Genomic DNA, 23,770 nt, shown 5'->3' with positions numbered 1-23,770 from the left:
CAAATCGGGCTGATCCAGCGATCAGACTATCTCTCGCCTCGATGACCTATCGTGACGACGAGGATAACCAACCGGCTGTCCTGCACATCGCAAATAACGCGATAGTCGCCAACTCGGTATCTCCAGAATGTCGCTAACGGCCCTTTCAGCGGCTTGCCGAGATCACGCGGATTGTCGAGCACGACAAGGCGGTTTTCGACGAAGTCGCGGATATGATTGCGCGTGTGCGGATCCAGTTTTTCGACAAATTTGCGGGCTGAGCGAGCGTACTCAAGCGTCCAAGCCACGCCAGAAATCCTCGCTCTTCAAGACGTCTTCCTCGCCACGCCTGATCCGCTCGAGTACCTCGGCGGCAAGATAGTAATCCTCCACGTCCTCGAGCCCACGCTCGATGAGTTCTCGTAGGTAGTAAGCCTTGCTCCGTCCAGTCTTGGCAGCAAGAAAGTCCAGGCGCTCCTCGATGTCAGGGGCCAGGCGGATCGAAGTTGGCACGGAAAAATCTCCGTTGAATACATGTATTCATGTATCGCAGCGAAGCCGAAAAATCAATAGAAAGGGGCAAAATCAGCCAAGCGCCGCGAGCGCCGTCTCGACCTCGGCAGCCGTGCCGATTGCGGCGGTGGCGATGTCGCGGTTGATGCGCCGCGCCAGGCCCGACAGCACCTTGCCGGCGCCGACTTCATAGAGCGTAGCAACGCCGTTGGCGCCGAACCATTCCACAGTCTCGCGCCAGCGCACGCGGCCGGTCACCTGCTCCACCAGGCGGCGGGCGATCTCGTCCGGGTCGCTGGCTGGCGTGACGGTGACGTTGGAAACGACCGGCACGCTCGGCGCCTTCTTCGCAACACCGGCCAGCGCCTCGCGCATGATATCGGCCGCCGGCGCCATCAGCGCCGAATGGAACGGCGCGGAAACCTGCAGCATGAGCGCCCGCTTGGCGCCCTTATCGGTGCAGAGCCTGGCCGCCAGCTCGACGGCCGCCTTGGCGCCGGAAATGACCAGCTGGCCGCCGCCGTTGTCGTTGGCGATCTGGCAGACCGAAGCCTTGGCGGCCTCGGCGCAGGCGGCTTCGACGTCGGCCTGCTCCAGCCCGATGATGGCGGCCATGGCGCCCTCGCCCGCGGGCACGGCGGCCTGCATGGCGTTGCCGCGAGTGCGCAGCAGCCGCGCGGCGTCGGCGACCGAGACGAACCCCGCCGCGGCGAGGGCCGAATATTCGCCGAGCGAATGGCCGGCGACGTAAGACACCTTGTCCTTCAGCGAAAAGCCGCGCGACTCCAGCGCCCGCAGCGCCGCCAGCGACACCGCCATCAGCGCCGGCTGCGCGTTGGCGGTCAGCGTCAGGGTTTGTTCCGGTCCTTCCCAGATCAGCTTCGACAGGTTTTCGCCGAGTGCATCGTCCACTTCCTCGAAGACCCGGCGCGCCTCGGGAAAAGCATCGGCAAGGTCCTTGCCCATGCCGACGGCCTGGCTGCCCTGTCCCGGAAAGGTGAATGCGACGGCCATTTTAGGGTCTCCAGCGGCTTGCTTTTGTCAGCCTCTGGCGCAAGCCGGACGGCCAAGTCAAGCCCGCCGGCAGCCATTCAGCACCCATTGCGGCCATAAAAACCGGCCGAGTCGCTGTTCCAAAAGGCTTTTTGGCGATCACACCTGATGAAAACCGCTCACGAATCGTTTGCTGGCTCTTCTTATTTCCGCCACAGGCATTAGCTTTGCGTGACAGTTCGATGACAGAAGCGTGACGCGAGTGGAAGACGCGTAGCATGGGCCGGGGGAGTTAAGTGGCAAGGATCAGAAAGGGCGCGGCCAGACCCGTGCCGCAGTTCCTGGAAGACGATCCGTCCACCGGCTATCTGCCGGGCCGCAGATGGCCGATCGTGCGCTACGGTCTCGCCACGCTCCTGGCCTCGGCGCTGCTGGTGTTCGCCATCGAATGGATCGTGCGCGGCGACTTCTTCGGCACCGTCGACTTCTTCCTACAGCCCTTCAAGCCCGGCTGGACGACGATCATCGTCTTCGCGCTGGTTCTGATCGGGCTCGACGCCATCATCGGCCGCAGCCATCAGAGCCTGATGATCGTCACGCCGCTGACGCTGGCGCTGGCCTTCGTCGGCCATCAGAAATCGCATTACCTCGGCGATCCGCTCTATCCGGCCGATTTCCTCTACGCCCGCCAGATCATGGCGCTGATGCCGCTTCTGGTGCGCGAGCGGCCATGGACGGCAGCGATGCTCGCGGTGGTGATCGTCGGCAGCCTGGCGCTGCTCGCCCTTGGCTGGCGGCAGTGGCGCCGCCGGGTGCCGATCCTGAGCCGCAAGGGCCGCTTGGCCCGGCTGACGCTTGCCGTGCCGCTGCTCGCCTTCTTCGTCTCGATCATGGATTACGCCACCTTCTCGTGGACGCGCGACCGGCTGCAAATCATCCCGATCATGTGGGACCAGAAGGAAAACTACGCCTCCAATGGCTTTGCGCTCGCCTTCGCGCTCAACGTGCCGATGGCGCATGTCTCGGCCCCGCCCGGCTATTCCGACAAGACGATCGCAGCGATCAAGCGGCCGGATGTGGCCGCTTCGGTGCCGGCGGAAAAGCCGGACATCATCATCGTCATGAGCGAATCCTTCTGGGACGCGACCAAGCTGCCGGGCGTCAGCATCAAACCCGATCCGATCCCGACGGTCCGGGCGCTGCGATCGGGCTACATGTTCTCGCCTGAATTCGGCGGCATGACCGCCAACATCGAGTTCGAAGCGCTGACCGGGTTCTCCAACGCGTTCCTGCCGGCGGGCTCGATCCCCTACCAGCAATATGTTCGCACGCCCACGCCGTCGCTCGCGACCTTCCTGAAGAGCGAAGGCTATCGGGCGCGCGCCATCCATCCGGGCACCAACTGGTTCTGGAACCGCGGCGCGGTCTATGCCGATTTCGGGTTCAGCGAGTTCCGCTCCGAAGAGACGTTGCCGCCAATGGAAAAGCGCGGACCGCTGGCTTCGGACGCCGCGATGACCGACGAGATCATCCGCGAGGCCGACGCGAACGAGGATCCGGTCTTCCTGTTCGCGGTCAGCCTGCAGAACCACGGGCCTTACGAGCCCTATCGCTATTACAATCCCACGCATACGGTCGACGCGCCGATCAGCAGCTGGGCGCGGGAATCTCTGCTCTCCTATGCGGAGGGATCCGCCGACGCCGATCGCGGGCTGCAGCGCCTGATCGACTGGGCGAAGAAGCGGGAGCGGCCGACGATCATCGCCTTCTTCGGCGACCATCTGCCGCCGCTCGGCCCGGTCTATGTCGAGACCGGCTTCCTCAAGGACAACGTCGCGCCACGCAAGGAGCCGACCCCGCAGGCAGCGCTCGAACATCACGAGACGCCGCTGATCATCTGGTCGAACCGCTCCGGCCCGGTCGCGGATCTTGGCGCGGTGAGCCCGGCCTTCCTGCCCTACCATATCCTCACCACGGCAGGGATAACCCATCCCTACTACACCGGATTCCTCGGCGCGCTGCGCGATCGCTACCGCGTCGTCGACCGCAATCTTCTCCTGTCCCCGTCGGGCGAGGCGACGCCCGACTGGGCCCGGCAGAAGAAGATCGATCCGGCGATCAACGATTTCCGCCTGATCCAGTACGACATGATGTTCGGGAAGCGCCAGGCGGCACCCGATTTCTTCCCGGAGACGGTGAACAGGCTGATCGCGCATACGAGCTGAGCCGGCTGCGGCAGAGAGCCTGCCCAAATGAGACCCCTCGCCGCATCACCTGCCTCGCCTTGCGCCTTGCCTTCCTGGGGAATTGCTATATAGACGCCTGCAATCTGCCGGTCCTTGCTGGGGGCTGAACGGAGGGCCGCGGCTTTTTCGAAGGCCGCGCTGTGAAGCCAGAAGGGCTTCCGCCTCCCGTGTCTCCGCTCTCGACCGTCTCGCGATGCTCCTTTCTTCCCCGCGCCTCCGGCCGGGTCAGACAAGTTGCAGAGGCTTAGCCGCGAGGGCCGGTAAGAGAAACGAAGAAAGGCAGAAAAACATAATGGCTCTTTACGAACATGTGTTTCTTGCCCGGCAGGACCTGTCGCAGCAGCAGGTTGATGCGCTTGTCGAACAGTACAAGGGCGTCATCACCGCGAATGGCGGCTCGGTCGGCCGGATCGAGAACTGGGGACTGAAGTCCCTCACCTACCGGGTCAAGAAGAACCGGAAGGCTTACTACACGCTGATGGACATCAACTGCCCGCCGGCTGCGCTCAACGAAATGGAGCGCCAGATGGGCCTGTCGGAAGATGTCCTGCGCTTCCTCACCGTCAAGGTCGAAGCGCATGAGGAAGGCGCTTCGGCAATGATGCAGAAGCGCGAGGAACGCTCCGAGCGCGGCGGCTTCGGCGACCGTGACCGCGGCGATCGCGGCCCGCGTTCGTTCGGCGACCGTGACCGTGGCGATCGTGGCGACCGTCCGCCACGCAGCTTCGATGGCGAGCGCGGTCCGCGCCGTCCGCGCGAAGCCGTTGAAGGGGGTGCAGAATAATGGTCGACATCAATCAGATCCCGACCCGGCGTCCCTTCCATCGCCGTCGCAAGACCTGTCCGTTCTCCGGCGCCAACGCCCCGAAGATCGACTACAAGGACGTGCGTCTGCTGCAGCGCTACATTTCCGAGCGCGGCAAGATCGTGCCGTCGCGCATCACCGCCGTCAGCCAGAAGAAGCAGCGCGAGCTCGCCAAGGCGATCAAGCGCGCCCGCTTCCTCGGCCTGCTGCCCTACGTGGTTCGCTGACGCCTTTGAGTTGACCATGATCTTTCCCGAGAACCGGTATCCAGTTTTCGGGATCATGGTCCAGTAAGCGGGCGGTTCGCCGCCCGCACTTTCCACCGGCGCGACGGGCGCGTCGGGTTGAGCATCAAACCCCGGGTTGAGGCCAGGCCTCTAACTGCCCAGACAGGCAGGACAGCGACACGGCGGCGACGCCACTTTTTGCTTCCTGACCTGTTCCAAACAGTCCGACGCCATCCTGAATGGCGCCAAAGTGAAGGAACGAAACCATGGAAGTCATTCTCCTCGAGCGCATTTCCCGCCTCGGCCAGATGGGCGAAACCGTCAAGGTCAAGGACGGGTTCGCCCGCAACTTCCTGCTCCCGCAGGGCAAGGCGCTGCGCGCCAACGAAGCCAACAAGAAAAAGTTCGAAGGCCAGCGCGCCCAGCTCGAAGCCCGCAACCTCGAGCGCAAATCGGAGGCCGCCCAGGTCGCCGAGAAGCTCGACGGCAAGAGCTTCATCGTCGTGCGCTCGGCCGGCGAGACCGGCCAGCTCTACGGTTCGGTGTCGACCCGTGACATCGCCGAACTGCTGACGGCGGAAGGCTTCACGGTCAGCCGCAACCAGATCGAGCTCAACCAGCCGATCAAGACCATTGGCCTCTCCAATGTGGCGATCGCGCTGCATCCGGAAGTCGAGGTCACCGTGACGCTCAATGTCGCGCGCACCGCCGAGGAAGCCGAGCGCCAGGCCAAGGGCGAGACCCTGACGACGGCTGAAGCCATCTATGGCGAGGACATCAACGACAATGCCCGGCCGGAGAACTTCTTCGACCCGAACGCCGAGTTCGAAGGCGGCGAAGACAACGCCTGACCGCCCTCGCCGGAGCACCGCTCCTGCCCAATCGAGGTCCAGGAATTTCTGGACCAACGCCCGGGTCTTCGACCCGGGCTTTTTTGTGCCAAAAGGAACTTTTCGAGACCCCATATCTTGAGGCAGACTAGAGCGTCGCGCGTCCTTAGGACGCACACAGAGGACGCGATGGTGGATTTCCTGGCGCATGCTCCTTCCGAAAGCGACAGTTCGGAAACATGCGCCATGCCTGTCTGACCTTGAGGGACGATTGGTCATGAACATCCTTTTGAAGCACATCCTCGACCGCCTGGTTCGGACCGGCAATCTCAAGGTCACGGGGCCGAAGGGCTCCGCCCATACGTTCGGCGACGGCACCGGCGAGCCGGTCCACATGCACATCAAGACCAGGCATGCCGAGCGCGCGATCTCCTTCGATCCGATGCTGGCGGTGCCGGAAGCCTACATGGACGGCGAGCTCGACATTCTCGAAGGCGGCGTCCTCGGAATGATGCGCATCGCTTTCCAGAACATGGGCAGCGGCGGCATCGACGCTGCTTGGTCGAAAGCGATCGAAGGCCTGCGCCACGCCTTCCGCCGGCTGCAGCAGATCAACACCGCCTCGCGCTCGCGCCGCAACGTGCAGCGCCACTACGACCTGTCGGGCGAGCTCTACAAGCTCTTCCTCGACGAGGACATGCAGTATTCCTGCGCCTATTTCGAACAGCCCGACATGACGCTGGACGAGGCGCAGCTCGCCAAGAAGCGCCATATCGCCGCCAAGCTGAGAGTGAAGCCCGGGCAGACGGTGCTCGACATCGGTTCCGGCTGGGGCGGGCTTGGCCTCTACCTCGCCAAGGCTTTCGACGTCGACGTGCAGGGTGTGACGCTGTCGACCGAACAGCACGGCGTCGCCACCGACCGCGCGCATGCGCTGGGCCTGCAGGACCGCGTCCATTTCGATCTCAAAGATTATCGCGCGCTCAATGAGCGCTTCGACCGCATCGTCTCGGTCGGCATGTTCGAGCATGTCGGCGTCAACCACTACCGCACCTTCTTCGACAAGGCTGCGACGCTGCTCAAGCCCGACGGCGTGATGCTGCTGCACACGATCGGCCGTTCCGGCGTGCCATGGGCGACAAGCGCCTTCATCCGCAAATACATTTTTCCCGGCGGCTATATCCCTGCGCTTTCGGAGGTGATGCCGGCGATCGAGAAGTCCGGACTGGTGGTCACCGACATCGAGGTTTTGCGCCTGCACTACGCGGAAACGCTGAAGCATTGGGGGCTGCGCTTTGCCGCCAACCGCGACAAGGCCAGGGCAATCTATGACGAGCGCTTCTGCCGCATGTGGGAATTCTACCTGGCCGCCTCGGAAGCCGCCTTCCGCTGGCAGGACCTGGTCATCTTACAGTTCCAGCTCGCCAAGCGGAACGACACGCTGCCGACGACGCGCGACTACATGGCCAAATGCGAGAAGGCGCTGGAACTGCGCGACATGGGCCATCAGGAGCCGGCACCGCCGGCCAAGCCCACTCGCCGCAAGAAGGTGCAGTAAGAAGGGCTCACGCGAAAGAGGGTAGCCACCAGCGTCGCGTTCCTTCGCGCCCCCCCTCTGTCCTGCCGGACATCTCCCCCACTTGGGGGGAGATTAGCAGTTTCTGCCGCCCCGCTCTTCCTGCAATAACTGTGATTGGCGAAAGCCGGCGCGCATCTGATCTCCCCCCTCGTGGGGAGATGTCCGGCAGGACAGAGGGGGCGCTGGCCCGCCATACTTGCGATCCCTGCTCCCCATCTTGTGACAAGTCCCTGTAAGAGCTACCGATCCAGTCATGACCTACCTCATCTACACCGCAGCCGCGCTTGCCGAGATCGTCGGATGCTTTTCCTTCTGGGCCTGGTGGCGGCTGGCGAAATCGCCGCTCTGGCTGGTGCCGGGCCTGGTCTCGCTCGCCCTGTTCGGTTTCCTGCTGGCGCTTGTCGACGCATCGGCCGCCGGCCGCGCCTATGCGGCCTATGGCGGCATCTATATCGCCGTTTCGCTCGTCTGGCTCTGGCTGGCTGAAGGTGTGAGGCCCGACCGCTGGGATCTGGCCGGGGCCATGCTCTGCATCGTCGGCGCCTCGGCCATCCTGCTGGCGCCGAGAGGAGCTTGAGGTGGAGCTCCCTGCCCCGCTCCGGCAAGGTGTCGACAGCCTGCTCGACAAGGTGCCTCTGCCGTCCCTCAGACAGGCGGCGAGGACGCTTTCGGAACGCTATCGCGCCGAACTGCGCGATGGTCGCCTGCACATGGCCGAGGACCTGGCGGTCAGGGCCTATCTGGCGACTCGCCTGCCGGCCACCTATGCCGCGGTCCGCGCCAGCCTCGGCGCGCTGACCGCCACCCGCCCCGATTTCCAGCCGAGCAGCCTGCTCGATATCGGCGCCGGGCCTGGCACGATGCTTTGGGCCACAGCCGACGTCTGGCCGGAACTCGAGCAGGCGGTGCTGGTCGAGGCGAGCGCCGCGGTGCGCAAGGTCGGCCAGTCGCTGGCGGGCGGGACGATCGGCGCCCGGACGAGCTGGATCGCGGGTGATGCCACCATCGACCTCGACGACATTCGACCCGCCGACCTCGTCAGCGCGGCCTATGTGCTGGACGAGATCGTGCCGGCCTCGCTGCCGAAGCTTATCGGCGGGCTCTGGCGTCTCACCGCCGACACGCTGCTGATCGTCGAGCCCGGCACGCCGGCGGGCTGGCAGCGCATCCTTGCCGCCCGCTGCCAACTCATCGATGCCGGCGCGCATGTGCTGGCGCCCTGCCCGCATGAGGCGGCCTGCCCGCTTCTTGCGCCCGACTGGTGCCATTTCTCGCGCCGGGTCGCCCGCTCGCGGCTGCACCGGCTGGCCAAGGACGCCGACGTGCCGTGGGAGGACGAGAAGTTCATCTATCTCGCCGCCTCGCGAGACCCCGCGCCGGTGCGCGGGGCGCGCGTGATCGCACCGCCGAAGGCAGGTTCCGGCAAGGTGGTGCTGAAGCTTTGCGAGCCGGACGGCAGCGCCGGCGAGACGCTTCTCAGCAAGCGCGACGGCGATAGGTTCAGGGCTGCGCGGCGGGCGGACTGGGGCAGCACGCTGGGATAGGCCGCATATTCTCGACGATCTCGGCGTTGCATGTGCAGCGCTAGCTCGGCGGATCGCGGTCAACGCGACCGATGCAAAACCAAGTTGCATTTTCTTGTTTTGTTCCGCCCGTACACCCGCTACGCTTGCGCTTCTCGATTCGAGTCAATCACGAATCTTTCCACGGAAAAATTTTGGTTGTGAATCGCGAGCATCGAGGCCGGTTGGACAGGCACTGTTGCAGAATGGTCAGCACCGATTTCTGCAGTTCTGATATCGAAGGTCCGGGATCGAAATCGGGGACATCATGGCTGAAGCAGCGCGCAAACTGGGCGTGGCGGAGCAACCGCTCTATCGCGAGGCACCGAACAACATCGAGGCCGAGCAGGCGCTGCTCGGCGCTATTCTCGTCAATAATGACGCCTTCTACCGCGTCTCGGATTTCCTGAAGCCCGGGCATTTCTACGAGCCGCTGCACCGCCGCATCTTCGAGGTCGCGGCGGAGCTGATCCGCATGGGCAAGATCGCCACGCCGATCACGCTGAAGACCTTCCTGCCGGCGGAAGAGAAGGTCGGCGACATGACGGTGGCGCAATATGTCGTGCGGCTCGCGGTCGAGGCCGTCACCGTCGTCAACGCCACCGACTACGGACGAGCAATCTACGACCTTGCTACGCGCCGCGCGCTGATCACGGTCGGCGAGGACATGGTCAACATCGCCTATGACGCGCCGGTCGACATGTCGCCTTCGGATCAGATTGAGGACGCCGAGCGGCGCCTGTTCGAGCTGGCGGAGACCGGCCGCTACGACGGCGGCTTCGAAAGCTTCAACGATGCGGTCAAGACCGCCGTCGACATGGCCAATGCCGCCTATATGCGTGATGGCCACCTGTCGGGCATCGCCACCGGGCTGCGCGACCTCGACCGCCGCATGGGCGGCCTGCAGCCCTCCGACCTGATCGTGCTTGCCGGCCGCCCCGGCATGGGCAAGACCTCCTTGGCCACCAACATCGCCTTCAACATCGCGGAAGCCTATCGACCGGCGCAGCAGGCCGACGGAACGTTCAAGGCGGCCAATGGCGGCGTCGTCGGCTTCTTCTCGCTGGAAATGTCGTCGGAGCAGCTCGCCACCCGCATCATCTCCGAGCAGACCGAGATTTCGTCCTCGAAGATCCGCCGCGGCGAGATCACGGAGATGGATTTCGAGAAGCTGGTCGCCTGCTCGCAGACGATGCAGAAGATTCCGCTGTTCATCGACCAGACCGGCGGTATCTCGATCGCCCAGCTTTCCGCCCGCGCCCGGCGCCTGAAGCGCCAGCGCGGCCTCGACCTCATTGTCATCGACTATATCCAGCTGATGCAGGGCTCGAGCGCCCGGGCCTCGCAGAACCGCGTCCAGGAAATCACCGAGATCACCACCGGTCTGAAGGCGCTCGCCAAGGAACTCGGCGTCCCGATCATCGCGCTGTCGCAGCTGTCGCGCCAGGTCGAAAGCCGCGACGACAAGCGCCCGCAGCTATCGGACCTGCGCGAATCCGGCTCGATCGAGCAGGACGCAGACGTGGTGCTGTTCGTCTACCGCGAGGAGTATTACCTCAAGAACCGTGAGCCGAAGCTCGGCACCGAGGAATACGTCAAATGGGAAAACGAGATGAACGAGGCGCGCGGCAAGGCCGAGTGCATCGTGGCCAAGCAGCGCCACGGGCCGACGGGCACCGTCAGCCTCGCCTTCCACGGCGAATTCACCCGCTTCTCGGATTTGGCGGAAGAGCATCATTTGCCGGAGAGGTTTGAGTAGCGTTTTGGCCCACGTCAGCGCTCCGTCACACCCCCCTCTGTCCTACCGGACATCTCCCCCGCAAGGGGGGAGATTGACTGTCATCGCGACCTTCGCCAATCGCCAACGTTGCAAAAATAACGCCGGCGGCCAAGCTGCTGATCTCCCCCCTTGCGGGGGAGATGGCCGGCAGGCCAGAGGGGGGTGGGCGGGAACGCCAGCCTTCGAAAACTTGCGATCGGCGCGACGCTGATGGCCAAATCACGCGTCCAGTTCATCTGCCAGAATTGCGGCTCGGTGCATCAGCGCTGGGCCGGCAAATGCGATGGCTGCGGCGAATGGAACACGCTGGTCGAGGAAGGCACGGCCGGCGGCATCGGCTCGGGGCCGGCCAACACGCGCAATGCCCGCAAGGGCCGCGCCGTGGTGCTCACCAGCCTTGCCGGCGACATCGAGGACGCGCCGCGTATCGTGTCCGGCATCGGCGAGCTCGACCGCGCCACCGGTGGCGGCTTCGTGCGCGGCTCGGCGCTCCTAGTCGGCGGCGATCCCGGCATCGGCAAGTCGACGCTGCTGACGCAGGCCGCCGCAGCGCTTGCATCGAAAGGCCACCGCATCGTCTACGTCTCCGGCGAGGAGGCGGTTGCGCAGATCAGGCTGCGCGCCCAGCGCCTCGGCGTCGCTTCGACGCCGGTCGAGCTAGCCGCCGAAACCAACGTCGAGGACATCCTGGCAACAATAGCCGACGGCAAGCGGCCGGACCTCGTCATTCTCGATTCCATCCAGACGCTGTGGACCGATCTCGCCGACTCGGCTCCGGGCACCGTTACCCAGGTTCGCGCCGCCGCGCAGGCGATGATCCGCTACGCGAAATCCACAGGCGCGGCGATCGTGCTGGTCGGCCACGTCACCAAGGAAGGCCAAATCGCCGGGCCGCGCGTCGTCGAGCACATGGTCGACGGCGTGCTCTATTTTGAGGGCGAGGGCAATCATCACTTTCGCATCCTGCGCACGGTGAAGAACCGCTTCGGGCCGACCGACGAGATCGGAGTCTTCGAAATGTCGGACAAGGGTCTGCGCGAGGTCTCCAATCCATCCGAGCTGTTCCTCGGAGAGCGTCACGCGAAATCGCCGGGTGCGGCCGTCTTCGCCGGCATGGAAGGGACGAGGCCGGTGCTGGTCGAGATCCAGGCGCTGGTGGCGCCGTCCTCGCTCGGCACGCCGCGCCGCGCCGTGGTCGGCTGGGACGGCGCGCGGCTCTCCATGGTGCTGGCGGTGCTGGAGGCGCATTGCGGCGTCCGCTTCGGCCAGCACGATGTCTATCTCAACGTCGCCGGCGGCTATCGCATCAGCGAGCCGGCGGCCGATCTCGCGGTCGCCGCCGCACTGGTTTCCTCGCTCACCGGTCTTGCCCTTCCCGCCGATTGCGTCTATTTCGGCGAAATCAGCCTGTCGGGCGCGGTGAGGCCGGTTGCGCATGCGCAGCAGCGTCTCAAAGAGGCCGAAAAGCTGGGCTTCGGAAGCGCGGTGCTGCCCTTGGGCAGCGAGGAAGTTGCCGGGGGAATCGGGGCCGGCGCTTTTCAGCCCACCGAGCTTGCCGACCTTGTGGCGCGCATAGCCGGCTCACGACGCAGCCGCGCCGACGAGGGGGAGTGATGCGGCTCATGATGTGGGGCGAAGGATATGCCGATTACGCTGCTTGACGGAATTCTCGTCGGCTTCACCCTGGTCTCGGCGATGCTTGCCATGGTGCGCGGATTTTCCCGCGAAGTGCTTTCGGTCATCTCGTGGGCGGCGGCGGCGGTAGCGGCCTTCCTGTTCTACAAGCCGGTGCTGCCATACGTTCAGCCCTATGTCGACAACGACAAGGTCGCCATGGCGGCGGCGGCCGGCATCGTCTTCATCATCGCGCTGATCGTCGTCTCGGTGATCACCATGAAGATCGCCGACTGGATCATCGATTCGCGCATCGGCGCGCTCGACCGCACGCTCGGCTTCCTCTATGGCGCCGCGCGCGGCATTCTGGTGGTCGCCGTGGCGCTTTTGTTCTTCAACTGGCTGGCCGGCGCCAAGGCGCCCGCCTGGGTCGCCAACGCGAAGTCGCGTCCGCTTCTGGAGACCATCGGCGCCAAGCTCGAGAGCGTGCTGCCCGAGAACACGGAAGAGCTGGTCAACAAGTATACGCACAAGGGCACGGCCACCACCGAAGCGCCGGCGACGACCGACCAGCCGGCTGCCGAGCCGCCTGCCGCCGGCGACGACACTAATGCGCCGGCGCCAGACGACAGTGAAGGCGAGGCCCCGGCCGACAACGAACCGGCGGCCCCGGCCAATCCGGCTCCCGCCAGTCCGGCGCCGGCAAACTGAAAGCCTGCCGGCAAAGCGGCCGGCATCATGTTGATGAAGGCCCAACGGGGCGCGTTGCGTTCGGCGCCCAATCGCCTTATATGGCGGTTTTAGCGGAGCTTGAGCCCCCAATGGCAGACTCGAAGGCAGACGCAGGCCACGTGCTTTCGGCCGAGGCCGATGACCATTTCCACGACGAGTGCGGCGTGTTCGGCATTTTCGGCCGGCAGGATGCCGCGGCCATCGTCACGCTGGGGCTGCACGCCCTGCAGCATCGCGGCCAGGAAGCGGCCGGCATCGTCTCCTACGACGGCAGCCAGTTCCACGTCGAGCGCCATGTCGGCCTGATCGGCGACACCTTCACCAAGCAGAACGTCATCGACCGCTTGCAAGGCAACCGTGCCATCGGCCATACGCGCTATGCCACCACCGGCGGCGCCGGCCTGCGCAACATCCAACCCTTCTTCGCCGAGCTTGCGGAAGGCGGCCTGGCGGTAGCGCACAACGGCAACCTCACCAATGCGCTCACCGTGCAGCGCGTGCTGCAGAAGCAGGGCTCGATCTTTTCCTCGACCTCCGACACCGAGACGCTGCTGCATCTGGTCGCCACCAGCAAAGAGCGCGACCTCAACTCGCGCTTCATCGACGCGGTGCGCCAGGTCGAAGGCGCCTTCTCCCTGGTGGCTCTGACGGCCAAGAAGATGATCGGCTGCCGCGATCCGCTCGGCATCAGGCCCCTGGTTCTGGGCGATCTCGACGGCGCCTGGATCCTGGCTTCCGAGACCTGCGCGCTCGATATCATCGGCGCCCGCTTCGTGCGCGACATCAAGCCGGGCGAGATGGTGGTGATCACCTCGAAAGGCATTGAAAGCGTATTTCCGTTCGAGCCGCAGAAGACCCGCTTCTGCATCTTCGAATATGTCTATTTCGCGCGGCCGGATTCCTCGGTCGAGGGCCGCAATGTGTATGACGTGCGCAAGCGCATCGGGGCGGAGCTGGCGCAGGAAAACCCGGTCGAGGCCGATATCGTCGTGCCGGTGCCGGATTCGGGCACGCCGGCGGCCATCGGCTTTTCCCAGGCTGCCGGCATTCCCTTCGAGCTCGGCATCATCCGCAACCACTATGTCGGCCGCACCTTCATCCAGCCGGGCGATTCCATTCGCCACATGGGCGTCAAACTCAAGCACAACGCCAACCGCCGCATGATCGAGGGCAAGCGCGTGGTGCTGGTCGACGATTCAATCGTGCGCGGCACCACCAGCCAGAAGATCGTGCAGATGGTGCGCGATGCCGGCGCCCGGGAAGTGCACATGCGCATCGCTTCGCCGCCGACCCGCGCGTCGTGCTTCTACGGTGTCGACACGCCGGAGAAATCGAAGCTCCTGGCGTCGCGCATGTCGGTGGAGGAGATGGCCGAGTTCATCCGCGTCGATTCGCTCGGCTTCCTGTCCATCGACGGGCTCTATCGCGCCGTCGGCGAAGCGCGGCGCGACGACGACCAGCCGCAGTTCTGCGACGCCTGCTTCACCGGCCAGTACCCGACCCGCCTGCTCGACTTCGAAGGCCACGACAATGTGCGCACGCTGTCGCTGCTGGCGAGCAGCGGGTCGTAGTCCGGGTCACCATTGTATTCGCCAGGCTACCCCCCTCTGTCCTGCCGGACATCTCCCCCTCAAGGGGGGAGATCAGCTGTCGCCACCAATTTCGCTGCTCTCCAAGGCCGCAGAATAAGAGCCGGCGCCCGTGAAATCCAATCTCCCTCCTTGAGTGGGAGATGCCCGGCAGGGCAGAGAGGGGTGCTTCACGCCGATCCCATGGAATCTTCCGCATGACCCTCGACCTTTCCGGCCGCGTGGCCCTCGTCACCGGCGCTTCGCGCGGCATCGGCTATTTCATCGCCAAGGAACTGGCTTTGGCCGGCGCGCATGTGATCGCGGTGGCCCGCACCGTCGGCGGGCTGGAGGAACTCGACGACCAGATCAAGGCCGATGGTCGTGGGCAGGCGACGCTGGTGCCCCTGGATCTGACCGACATGGCCGGCATCGACCGGCTCGGCGGCGCGATCCATGAACGCTGGGGCAAGCTCGATATACTGGTCGCAAATGCCGCCATCCTCGGCGTGATCACGCCGATCGGCCATGTGGAGGCCAAGACTTTCGAGAAGGTGATGACCATCAACGTGACTTCGACCTGGCGCCTGATCCGCTCGGTCGATCCGCTGCTTCGCCTTTCCGATGCCGGCCGCGCCATCATCATGTCCTCCAGTGTCGCCCATTCGGCCCGGCCTTTCTGGGCGCCCTACGCGGCTTCCAAGGCGGCGGTGGAGGCGATGATGCGCTCCTGGGCGCAAGAGACCGAGAGCCTGCCGCTGCGGGTCAATGCCGCGGATCCCGGCAGCACCCGCACCGCGATGCGCGCGCAGGCAATGCCCGGCGAGGATCCGGAAACGCTGCCTCATCCTGCGGAAAGCGCCAAACGCATCGTGCCGCTAGCAAGTCCAGAGTTGAAGGAAACCGGGCTGATCTTCCAGGCCAAGCATAACCGCTTCGTCGCCTACCGGCTGCCGGAGCCGCTGCAATAAACTCGCGCCCGGCGCGGATTAAACAGGCCACCGGTTGCGTTCTTCGAATGTAGGACATTCGAAACCGGAGGACCGACATGCGCAGATTTCTTCTCGTCGCCGCCAGCGTCGCCGCTCTCGCCGCCACGGCGGGCGTCGCGCTCTCGCAAGATGCCAAGATGAGCTTCTTCGTCACCAGCGTCGGCTCCGGCAAGGGCGCCGACCTTGGCGGGCTGAAGGGTGCCGACGCGCATTGCGCCTCGCTGGCGGAAGCCGCCGGCGTCACCGGCAAGACCTGGCACGCCTATCTTTCGACCAGCGCCGAAGACGCCCGCGACCGCATCGGCAAGGGCCCCTGGCTCAACGCCAAGGGCGAGAAGATCGCCGACGACGTCGCCTCGCTGCACGGCGACGCGAACGGCATCACCAAGCAGACGGCGCTCGACGAGAAAGGCGAGGTGGTGAATGGACGCGGCGACGAGCCGAACCGCCACGACATCCTGACCGGTTCGAAGCCCGACGGCACAAAGATTGCCGACCAGACCTGCGGCGACTGGACGATGAGCGGCGCCGAGGGTGCGGCGATGATGGGCCACCACGACCGCATGGGCCTCGACGATTCGGCCGCCGCCAAATCGTGGAACTCCTCGCATGCCTCGCGCGGCGGCTGCAGCCAGGAGGCGCTCAAGGGCACAGGCGGCGACGGCCTGTTCTACTGCTTCGCCGTCGAGTGATAGCTTTACGCGGCGTTCGGTTCACGGGTCTGTGATCGCGCGGCGGAGCATCGCTCCGCCGCGCGTGCTTTCGCCAGGAGCGGCGAGTTGCTAGGATCGCTCCGACTCCGACATCCAGCAAAGCGAGGAATTCCCATGGCTGCCACTCCCAGCGTAGCGTTGGTCTGGTATCTGGTGATCGCCGGCCCGCAAGGCGGCATGGTGGTGCTGCCCAGCACCTTCGACACCCGCGAACAGTGCACCAATGCCATCACCGAATATCAGAAGCAGCCGACGCCGCAGGGCTGGGCCGTGCAGTGCGTGCCGAGCGCCTCGCCCTTCACCGATGAAGGGGATGCCGAAGAGCCCTCTGCGCAGTAGCGACGTCCGGCGCGTCGCTTCACGCTGGCGGGACAGCGCCCCCCTTTGTCCTGCCGGACATTTCCCCCCTTGAGGCCACTTGGGGAGATCAGTTGTCATGCCCGTCTTCGCCAAACTCAAATGTCGCAAGAGTGAGCGAGGCGCGAAAGTTGCCAATCTCCCTCCTTGTGGGGAACGATTTCCGGCAGGACAGAGGGAGCGCGGCGGACGCGACACTTATCGTTCCTCTCACCCTTTGACATCAGCCGCCTCGGCCATACCTTTGCGGGAGACGCTCCCGGAGGCATCATGCGGTCCACGCTGAAACTCGTCCCCCTCGTCCTGCTGACCCTCGCCGCCTTGGCGCATCCGGCCGTTGCCGAAACACCGGAACGGCCCGCTCCCACCGGCGGCGTGCTTTCGCTGCTGCCGTCGCCGCAGGTCACCAGCCATTCGATCACGCTTGCCGGGCGCAAGCTCGAGTATCAGGCCAAGGCCGGCACGCTGTCGCTGCTGTCCGGCAAAGGCGAGGTCACGGCCGAGATATTCTACGTCGCCTATAGCCAGCAAGCACCCGCGCCGGCCAAACAGCGGCCTGTCACCTTCGTCTTCAACGGCGGGCCCGGGGCGGCGTCGGCTTATCTGCATCTCGGGGCGCTCGGTCCGCGCGTCATCGCGACCGCGGCCGACGGCGAATTCCTGCCACCGCCGCAAAAGCTCGTCGACAATCCGGACAGCTGGCTCGACATGACCGATCTCGTCTTCGTCGATCCGGTCGGCACCGGCTACAGCCGCGAGGCGCCCGGCCATGACGCCAAGGAGTTCTGGGGCGTCGACCAGGACGCCCGCTCGGTCGGCGCCTTCATCCGGCTCTACCTGGCGCAGAACGGCCGCACAGCTTCACCGCTGTTCCTCGCCGGCGAGAGCTATGGCGGCTTCCGCGCCGCGTTGCTCGCCCGGACGCTGCAGGAAGATGTCGGCCTGAGCCCCAGCGGCATCGTGCTGATCTCGCCGGCGCTGGAGTTCATGCTGGTTCGACCGGACCAGTTCGACCAATTGCACTGGGCGCTGGAACTGCCGTCGCTGGCGGCCGTGCGGCTCGGAGCCGACGGCATCACCGGCGAGGCGCTGCGCAGCAGGCTGGCCGAGGTCGAGCATTACGCGCTTGGCGACTATCTGACGGCGCTTACCAGCGGGCTGGAGCAAGGCGGAAAGCTGGCCAGCGGTCGCGTGGCGGAGATCACCGGCCTGCCCCTCGACCTCGTGCGGCGGAACTTCGCGCGCATCCCGACCGGCCTCTTCGCCAAGGAGTTCTCGCGCGCCAACGGCAAAGTGCTCAGTCCCTACGACGCCATGATCGGCACTGCCGACATCGCGCCGCAAAGCGCGCAGGCTGGCGGTCCCGATCCGGTGCTCGACCGCAGCATTCCGGCGCTGACCTCGGCCTTCGTCGCCTATGCGCGTGATGAACTGAACTTCCACACCGATATGAGCTATCGCCTGCTCAATGGCGAGGTCAGCCACGGCTGGGACTATGGCAGTTCGGAGCAAGGCTATGCCGGCGTGATGAACGACCTGCAACGGGCGCGCTCGCTCAATCCTTCGCTCGGCGTCGTCATCGTCAACGGCTACACCGACCTCGTCACCCCCTATCTCGCCTCGCGCTATCTGGTGAACCAGATTCCCACGCTTGCCGGCGCCAAGCCGATCCGCCTCGACGTCGTAGAGGGCGGGCACATGATGTATTTCAGGCCGGACGGCAGGCGCGCGCTGAAGGAGGCGGCCTCGGAGCTCTACCAGGCGACGCAGTAGGCGCTTTCGCTCTGGCCCACCCCCTGCCCCAACGCAACCGCTGCGCTGGAGCAGCGAGCGGCAAGAATTCGCCCCTATAGCAAGGGCATTGCGCAAGTGGTGAAGCGCTCATGACACAAGGCTGTCAGCAGCAACGAATTAGTCTGGCACCATGACGGACACAATCGACTCGCCGGAAGTCGCAGGCAGCGTCGCCAACCCGGCGGCCGAGCGCACGCTGGGCATCGCGCTGGTTTCGGCTTCTGCGGTCGCCTTCGCGCTGACCGGCGTGCTGACGAAATCGATTCATGCCGATCCGCTGACCATCACCTGCTGGCGCGGTTTCTTCGGCTCGATCCTGATCTCCTTCTATGTGCTGTGGCGGCGGCGACGGTCGGGTGGACGCGAGAGTCTCAGGCTCGGCTGGCGCGGCTGGCTGCTCGCGATCGTAGGCGCGGCGGCCAGCATCGCCTTCATCGCCGCCTTCAAATTCACCTATGTCGCCAACGTCGCGGTCATCTACGCAACCTCGCCCTTCATTGCAGCGCTGCTAGCCTTCCTGCTGGTGCGGGAGAAATTCCGGCTGCAGACGATGCTGGCGGCGGCGGTATCGCTTTGCGGCGTCGCGATCATGGTCGGCTCGGGCATGGGCAGCGGCCATCTGTTCGGAGACGGGATGGCGCTTCTGATGACCGCCGGCAGCGCGCTCTACATGATCATGGTGCGCGCCTTCCGCGACTCGCCCGTGGTCTGGGCCGGCGCCGTGTCGGCGTTCCTGCTGTTCGTGCTTGGCTGGTTCGTCACCGATCCGCTGGCCGTATCCACCCGCGACGTGGTGCTGCTCGCCACCTTCGGCTGTTCCTTCGCTTTGGCCTCGATCCTGTGGACGGAGGGCTCACGATTGATCCCCGCGGCCGAATCCGGCCTGCTCGGTTCGGCCGAGGTGCCATTCGCCATCCTCTTTGCCCTGTTGTTCCTCGGAGAAGTCCCGCCTGCAGCCAGCATCGTCGGCGGCGCGATCGTGCTTTGCGCGGTTTTCGCTCACGCCGTGCGTGATTGGCTCAAGGCCAAATCGGTGCGCGCATAAATTTTTTTGCGGTCGCGGAACCAATATTTGGCTGGAGCATTGTTAGATCGACGGGTCACCCCCCAAGTCCCCCCCAAACCCCTCGACCCGTCCGACTAGAAGCCGACCCGCAAAAAGGTCGGCTTTTTCTTTTGGGGAATTTCCATTCACGATGGTATCGCCAGGCCGCTGCCGAGAAGCTCCGCCAGATCGGCATAATGGCCGTAAGCCGGATTGTGCCTGAAGGCGGGCGGACACGTTTGGGTGTCAAGCCAATAGGCTCATTTTACGTCAATCCTGCGCCGTCGGGCGCACCACGATGCTGCCGATCTCGACGTCGCCGGGTTGTTCGATTGCGAATGCGATCGCCCGTGCGATCGCCTCCGGCGAAATGGCAAGCTCTTGCTTGCGCTTTTGGATCGCCGCTTTGATGTCCGCATTGCCAATGGTGTCATCCGCGAAGGTCGTGTCGATGAAACCCGGAGATACTTCCGTCACGCGCAGGTGTGGACCGGATTCCTGCCGTAGCGCTTCGGTGGCTGTCCGCAGCGCGTTCTTGGTCGCAGCGTAGACGCCCATTGTCGGCATGATCTTGATGCCAGCCGTCGAGATGACGTTGATGACGTGGCCGCTGTCCTGGCGGCTGAACACGGGCAGCGCCGCAGCGATGCCGTAAAGCGCGCCCTTCAGGTTCACGTCGATCATGGCGTCCCAGGCATCGACCTCCAGAGCATCGAAGCGCGAGAGCGGCCCGATACCTGCATTGTTGACGATTACGTCAAGCCGCCCGAACCGCTTGCAGGCGAAGCCGACCAGCGCGTCCAGATCATCGCGCTTCGTCACGTCGGTTGCCCGGTAGATGGCTTCGCCGCCCGCCGCTTCGATCTCGCCCGCGACAGCAGCGATCTCCGCCTCGCTTCGCGCACCGAGCGCGAGACGCGCGCCGCGCGCAGCAAGATGAATAGCGGTCGCTCGGCCGATGCCGCGCCCTGCTCCGGTGATGGCCACGATCTTGTTCGCTATGGTCATGACAAAGGCTCCGTCTTCTGAGTGCAAAGCCAGCCTATGCGTTGCGGGTCGGATGATCTATGCTCAAACGGCCATGCTTTTATCGCGATCCGCCGAAACTACATCCGACCCACTCTCCGAGGTTCTTGCGGCGCTCGGTGCGCTGAGCGTTCGTGGGACTGGCCTCAAAGCGGCAGGAGACTGGGCGCTCGCCTTCGACGGGCGAGCGCGGCTGAAGTTCGTCGCGATCACACGTGGCCGATGCTGGCTTCTGCTTCCGGATCATCCGACGGAAGCACTCGTGGAAGGCGACGTCGTTCTCATCAGCAACACGCGCTACACGGTGGCCAGCAATCCGGCGGTCGAACCGATCGACGGTATGCCGCTCTACGCTTCACCGGGACAGGACATGGTGTGCCTCGGCGCGGGTGATGAGACGGCCATGATCGGCGGCGGAAGCGGCTTTGCGGCCGGCGCCGCCTCATTCGTACTGGACGCGCTCCCCACGTTCGTGCGTGTTGACCGGGCCTCGCCCACCGCCGAGGCTGTCGCAAGGACGCTGGAATTTCTGAGGACGGAGGTCGGCAGCGCGGAACTAGGCGGTTCGCTCGTCGCCGAGCGGTTGGCGGAAATCCTCGTCGTCGCGGCGGTCCGCGCTTTCGTGGCCACGAGTCCTGCAACCAGTGTCGGCTGGATTACCGCGCTGGCGGATCCACGGATCGGCAAGGCACTTAGACTGTTGCACGGCGATGTCGCGCGTCGTTGGACGGTGCCGATGCTGGCATCGGAGGTGGGCATGTCACGCTCCGCGTTCACGCAGCGCTTCGCCGACCGTGTCGGCTGCCCACCGCTCGGCTACCTTACCCACTGGCGCATGGTTCTGGCAAAGCGAAAGCTTAGCGCTGGCCACACCGTCGCGGCGGTTGCCGCTGCGGTCGGCTACGAATCGCAGAGCGCCTTTTCTCATGCCTTCAAGCGAGCCTTTGGCCGTACACCGCGGGGTGATGGCCGATGATACTCTTTCCAGCGGTCGTTCCTTACCGCGCCTTGAACAGCGACAGCTTTTCATCGCTGCATCATGTGGCGATCGAAGCACTGCATCAGCCCGCATTGACGCCGCCCCCACTTACGTTACCCTCTGCGCCGAAGCGGCCATCAAGAGCCGCGCCTGGAGGACGCTGGGAGAGAGCGGCATGATGCTGACTTTGGCGCTGCTTGCGGGCCTTGTCTTTGCCTGGCTGCTGATCGGCGTGATCGAGAGGTTCCGCCTCGACCTGCGCCTCACCCAGGCGCTGCTCTATGTGCCGTTCAAGCTCGCCTACCGGATCGCCGACGAGCGCATCCGCATTGCCCGCAACGCGCAGACGCCGGTCATCTACGTGGTCACGCATCAGTCGCGCATCGAGCCGGCGCTGATGCTGTCGCTGCTGCCCGACGACACGCTGCACATACTCGACGAAGCCTCCGCCCGTTCCCCCTGGCTGGAGCCGTGGCGCGAGCTTGGCCGCACCATCGCCTTCAACGCCGAGCATGTCTTCGTCAGCCGCCGGCTGGTACGCGTGCTGAAGGGCAAGGGGCGGCTCGCGGTCTACCTGCCCGAAGCCGTCGAGCCCGACGTCAAGTCGTTCCGGCTGTTTCGCGCCATCACCCGCATCGCCATGCAGGCTGACGCCCGCATCGTGCCGATCTTCGTCGCCGGCGCACGCGACCTGCCGATGTCGCTTACGCCGGCCGACAGGGCACCGCGGCACTGGTTCCCACGCCTGTCGCTGAGTGTGCTGGAGCCGATGACGATCGCCGAGCTGGTGGCGCGCAACCCCGACCAGGCCTCCAACACCAATGCGCTGTTCGACCGCATCGCCGAAGCGCGGCTCTGTGCCACCAACCTTGATCGCGGCCTGTTTCTCGCCATGCGCGACGCGGCCGACCGCGTCGGCGCCTCGCACCCGATCATCGAGGATGTCATCTCGGGCGCGCTGAGCTACCGCAAGCTGTTCATCGGCGCCCGCGTGCTCGGCCGCCGCTTCGAAGCGGTGACGGCGCCGGGCGAGGCGGTCGGGCTGCTGCTGCCCAACGCCAATGGCGTGGTGCTTTCCTTCGTCGGCCTGATCTCGGCGGCCCGCGTGGCGGCCATGATCAACTATACGGCCGGCCCTGCCAGCGTCACCGCCGCGATCCGCACCGCCGTCATCCGCACCGTGGTGTCGTCGCGCGCCTTCATCGAGAAGGCGGGCATCGGCGACGTCGTCGCCGCGGTCGAGGCGGGCGGCGCAAAGATGCTATGGCTGGAGGATTTGCGCGACAGCGTGACGACGCTCGACAAGGTGGCCGCCGCGCTTTTCTGGCGCTTCCCGCTGCAGCGGCAGGAGGCGGGAAAGCCGGCGGTGATCCTGTTCACCTCCGGCTCGGAAGGCACACCCAAGGCGGTCGTGCTGTCGCACCGCAGCCTGCATGCCAACGCCATGCAGGCGGAGGCGCGCATCACCATCTCGCCGGCCGACATCCTGCTCAACGTGCTGCCGGTGTTCCATTCCTTCGGCCTGACCGGCGGCACCATCCTGCCTTTGGTCACCGGGGTGAAGCTGTTCCTCTATCCTTCGCCGCTGCACTACAAGATCATCCCGGAGATCGCCCGCAAGGTGAAGCCGACGATCATGTTCGGCACCGACACCTTCCTCGCCAACTATGCCCGCACCGCCAAGGACGGCGATTTCTCCAGCCTGCGCTTCGTGGTGGCCGGCGCCGAGGCGGTGAAGCCGGAGACGCGGCACGTCTACCGCGACCGATTCCAGGCCTCGATCATCGAAGGTTTTGGGCTGACCGAGGCGGCACCCGTCGTGGCCGTGAACACCGCCATCCATGGCCGCGACGGCACGGTTGGGCGGCTGCTGCCGGCGATCCGCATGAAGCTGGAGCCGGTCGAGGGCATCAGCGATGCCGGCCGGCTGTGGCTCGACGGCCCGAACATGATGATGGGCTACATGACCGCCGACCGTCCCGGCGAATTGCAGCCGCTCGAGGGCTGGCACGACACCGGCGACATCGTGTCGGTCGACCGCGACGGCTTTATCACCATTCGCGGGCGGGCGAAACGCTTCGCCAAGATCGCCGGCGAGATGGTATCGCTGGGCGCCGTCGAGATGCTGGTGCAGTCGCTGTGGCCGGAAGAGCGCCATGCCGCGGTGGCGGTGCCCGACAAACGGCGCGGCGAACGCATCGTGCTGGTCACCACCGCGGGCGGGGCCAGCGCCGATGAACTGCGCCAGTTCGGCAAGAAGGCGGGCGCGGCCGAGCTGATGGTGCCCAACGACATCGTCAAGGTGGAGGAGATCCCGGTGCTGGGCTCGGGCAAGACCGATTATGTCTCGGCCCGCAAGCTGGCGATCGACCGCCTGGGGCTGAGCGCTGCGGCGTGATCTCCACCCTTGAGAGGGAGATGGCCGCGAAAGCGGCC

22 protein-coding genes are annotated in these 23,770 nt (G+C 65.2%); 18 read left to right on the top strand and 4 right to left on the bottom strand.

The window, feature by feature from the left end:
• Positions 1–26 precede the first annotated feature (26 nt).
• From EN818_RS09875 to fabD, 3 genes are all read right to left on the bottom strand, one after another.
• The gene (locus EN818_RS09875) at positions 27–287 is read right to left on the bottom strand and encodes a type II toxin-antitoxin system RelE/ParE family toxin (RefSeq protein WP_095808683.1); all 261 of its coding nucleotides are present in this window, start codon (positions 285–287) and stop codon (positions 27–29) included.
• The gene (locus EN818_RS09870) at positions 271–492 is read right to left on the bottom strand and encodes a ribbon-helix-helix protein, CopG family (protein ID WP_095808682.1); all 222 of its coding nucleotides are present in this window, start codon (positions 490–492) and stop codon (positions 271–273) included. Before EN818_RS09870 ends, EN818_RS09875 begins: the two co-directional genes overlap by 17 nt.
• Positions 493–564: 72 nt before the next feature.
• Positions 565–1,506, bottom strand: a complete 942-nt coding sequence (gene fabD, locus EN818_RS09865; protein ID WP_095808681.1) for an ACP S-malonyltransferase — start codon at positions 1,504–1,506, stop codon at positions 565–567.
• A 275-nt stretch (positions 1,507–1,781) separates the two neighbouring features.
• Here fabD and EN818_RS09860 point away from each other — a divergent pair, with 275 nt between their 5' ends.
• From EN818_RS09860 to EN818_RS09775, 16 genes are all read left to right on the top strand, one after another.
• Positions 1,782–3,710, top strand: a complete 1,929-nt coding sequence (locus tag EN818_RS09860; RefSeq protein WP_095808680.1) for an LTA synthase family protein — start codon at positions 1,782–1,784, stop codon at positions 3,708–3,710.
• Between the two features lie 313 nt (positions 3,711–4,023).
• Positions 4,024–4,515, top strand: a complete 492-nt coding sequence (gene rpsF, locus EN818_RS09855) for a 30S ribosomal protein S6 (protein WP_095808679.1) — start codon at positions 4,024–4,026, stop codon at positions 4,513–4,515.
• Positions 4,515–4,763 carry a 30S ribosomal protein S18 gene (gene rpsR / locus EN818_RS09850; RefSeq protein ID WP_006203718.1) on the top strand — a complete coding sequence of 83 codons (249 nt, stop codon included), beginning with the start codon at positions 4,515–4,517 and terminating at the stop codon, positions 4,761–4,763. The genes rpsF and rpsR overlap by 1 nt, the downstream gene beginning before the upstream one ends.
• Before the next feature lie 266 nt (positions 4,764–5,029).
• Positions 5,030–5,614 (top strand): 50S ribosomal protein L9, encoded by a 585-nt coding sequence (rplI, locus tag EN818_RS09845; RefSeq protein ID WP_095808678.1) that lies wholly within the window; start codon positions 5,030–5,032, stop codon positions 5,612–5,614.
• A 256-nt stretch (positions 5,615–5,870) separates the two neighbouring features.
• Complete coding sequence (locus EN818_RS09840; protein WP_135904444.1) at positions 5,871–7,151, top strand: cyclopropane-fatty-acyl-phospholipid synthase family protein; 1,281 nt, start codon at positions 5,871–5,873, stop codon at positions 7,149–7,151.
• A 274-nt stretch (positions 7,152–7,425) separates the two neighbouring features.
• Entirely contained in the window at positions 7,426–7,749 is a 324-nt protein-coding gene (locus EN818_RS09835) for a YnfA family protein (protein WP_095805785.1), read from the top strand.
• A gap of 1 nt (position 7,750) precedes the next feature.
• Complete coding sequence (locus EN818_RS09830) at positions 7,751–8,716, top strand: small ribosomal subunit Rsm22 family protein (RefSeq protein WP_095805784.1); 966 nt, start codon at positions 7,751–7,753, stop codon at positions 8,714–8,716.
• Positions 8,717–9,002: 286 nt separating this feature from the next.
• On the top strand, positions 9,003–10,493 hold the full coding sequence (locus tag EN818_RS09825; protein WP_095805783.1) for a replicative DNA helicase: 1,491 nt from the start codon (positions 9,003–9,005) through the stop codon (positions 10,491–10,493).
• Positions 10,494–10,724: 231 nt separating this feature from the next.
• Entirely contained in the window at positions 10,725–12,128 is a 1,404-nt protein-coding gene (gene radA / locus EN818_RS09815) for a DNA repair protein RadA (RefSeq protein WP_095805832.1), read from the top strand.
• 27 nt (positions 12,129–12,155) lie between these two features.
• Positions 12,156–12,839: a CvpA family protein gene (locus EN818_RS09810; protein ID WP_129552879.1), complete on the top strand. Its 684-nt coding sequence runs from the start codon at positions 12,156–12,158 to the stop codon at positions 12,837–12,839.
• 110 nt (positions 12,840–12,949) lie between these two features.
• The gene (gene purF, locus EN818_RS09805) at positions 12,950–14,431 is read left to right on the top strand and encodes an amidophosphoribosyltransferase (protein WP_135904435.1); all 1,482 of its coding nucleotides are present in this window, start codon (positions 12,950–12,952) and stop codon (positions 14,429–14,431) included.
• 215 nt (positions 14,432–14,646) lie between these two features.
• The gene (locus EN818_RS09795) at positions 14,647–15,399 is read left to right on the top strand and encodes an SDR family NAD(P)-dependent oxidoreductase (protein ID WP_095805780.1); all 753 of its coding nucleotides are present in this window, start codon (positions 14,647–14,649) and stop codon (positions 15,397–15,399) included.
• Between the two features lie 77 nt (positions 15,400–15,476).
• On the top strand, positions 15,477–16,112 hold the full coding sequence (locus tag EN818_RS09790; RefSeq protein WP_095805779.1) for a hypothetical protein: 636 nt from the start codon (positions 15,477–15,479) through the stop codon (positions 16,110–16,112).
• A 135-nt stretch (positions 16,113–16,247) separates the two neighbouring features.
• Positions 16,248–16,472, top strand: coding sequence for a hypothetical protein (locus tag EN818_RS09785; protein WP_040984608.1), 225 nt, complete (start codon positions 16,248–16,250; stop codon positions 16,470–16,472).
• 288 nt (positions 16,473–16,760) lie between these two features.
• Complete coding sequence (locus EN818_RS09780) at positions 16,761–18,263, top strand: peptidase S10 (RefSeq protein ID WP_095805778.1); 1,503 nt, start codon at positions 16,761–16,763, stop codon at positions 18,261–18,263.
• A gap of 151 nt (positions 18,264–18,414) precedes the next feature.
• A complete protein-coding gene (locus EN818_RS09775) occupies positions 18,415–19,329 on the top strand; it encodes a DMT family transporter (RefSeq protein WP_135904433.1) in 915 nt (304 codons plus the stop codon).
• A gap of 270 nt (positions 19,330–19,599) precedes the next feature.
• On the opposite strand, the gene EN818_RS09770 is transcribed toward EN818_RS09775, so the two are convergent.
• Entirely contained in the window at positions 19,600–20,337 is a 738-nt protein-coding gene (locus EN818_RS09770; protein WP_129552882.1) for an SDR family oxidoreductase, read from the bottom strand.
• Between the two features lie 52 nt (positions 20,338–20,389).
• Between EN818_RS09770 and EN818_RS09765 the strand changes: the two genes are divergently transcribed.
• Both EN818_RS09765 and EN818_RS09760 read left to right on the top strand, forming a co-directional pair.
• The gene (locus EN818_RS09765) at positions 20,390–21,331 is read left to right on the top strand and encodes an AraC family transcriptional regulator (RefSeq protein WP_135904526.1); all 942 of its coding nucleotides are present in this window, start codon (positions 20,390–20,392) and stop codon (positions 21,329–21,331) included.
• 178 nt (positions 21,332–21,509) lie between these two features.
• Positions 21,510–23,732 (top strand): AMP-binding protein, encoded by a 2,223-nt coding sequence (locus EN818_RS09760; protein WP_095805774.1) that lies wholly within the window; start codon positions 21,510–21,512, stop codon positions 23,730–23,732.
• The last annotated feature ends 38 nt before the right edge of the window (positions 23,733–23,770 follow it).

Source organism: Mesorhizobium sp. M3A.F.Ca.ET.175.01.1.1 (assembly GCF_004791945.1).
Lineage (GTDB): Bacteria > Pseudomonadota > Alphaproteobacteria > Rhizobiales > Rhizobiaceae > Mesorhizobium.
This window is presented reverse-complemented; position numbering and strand designations above follow the sequence as displayed.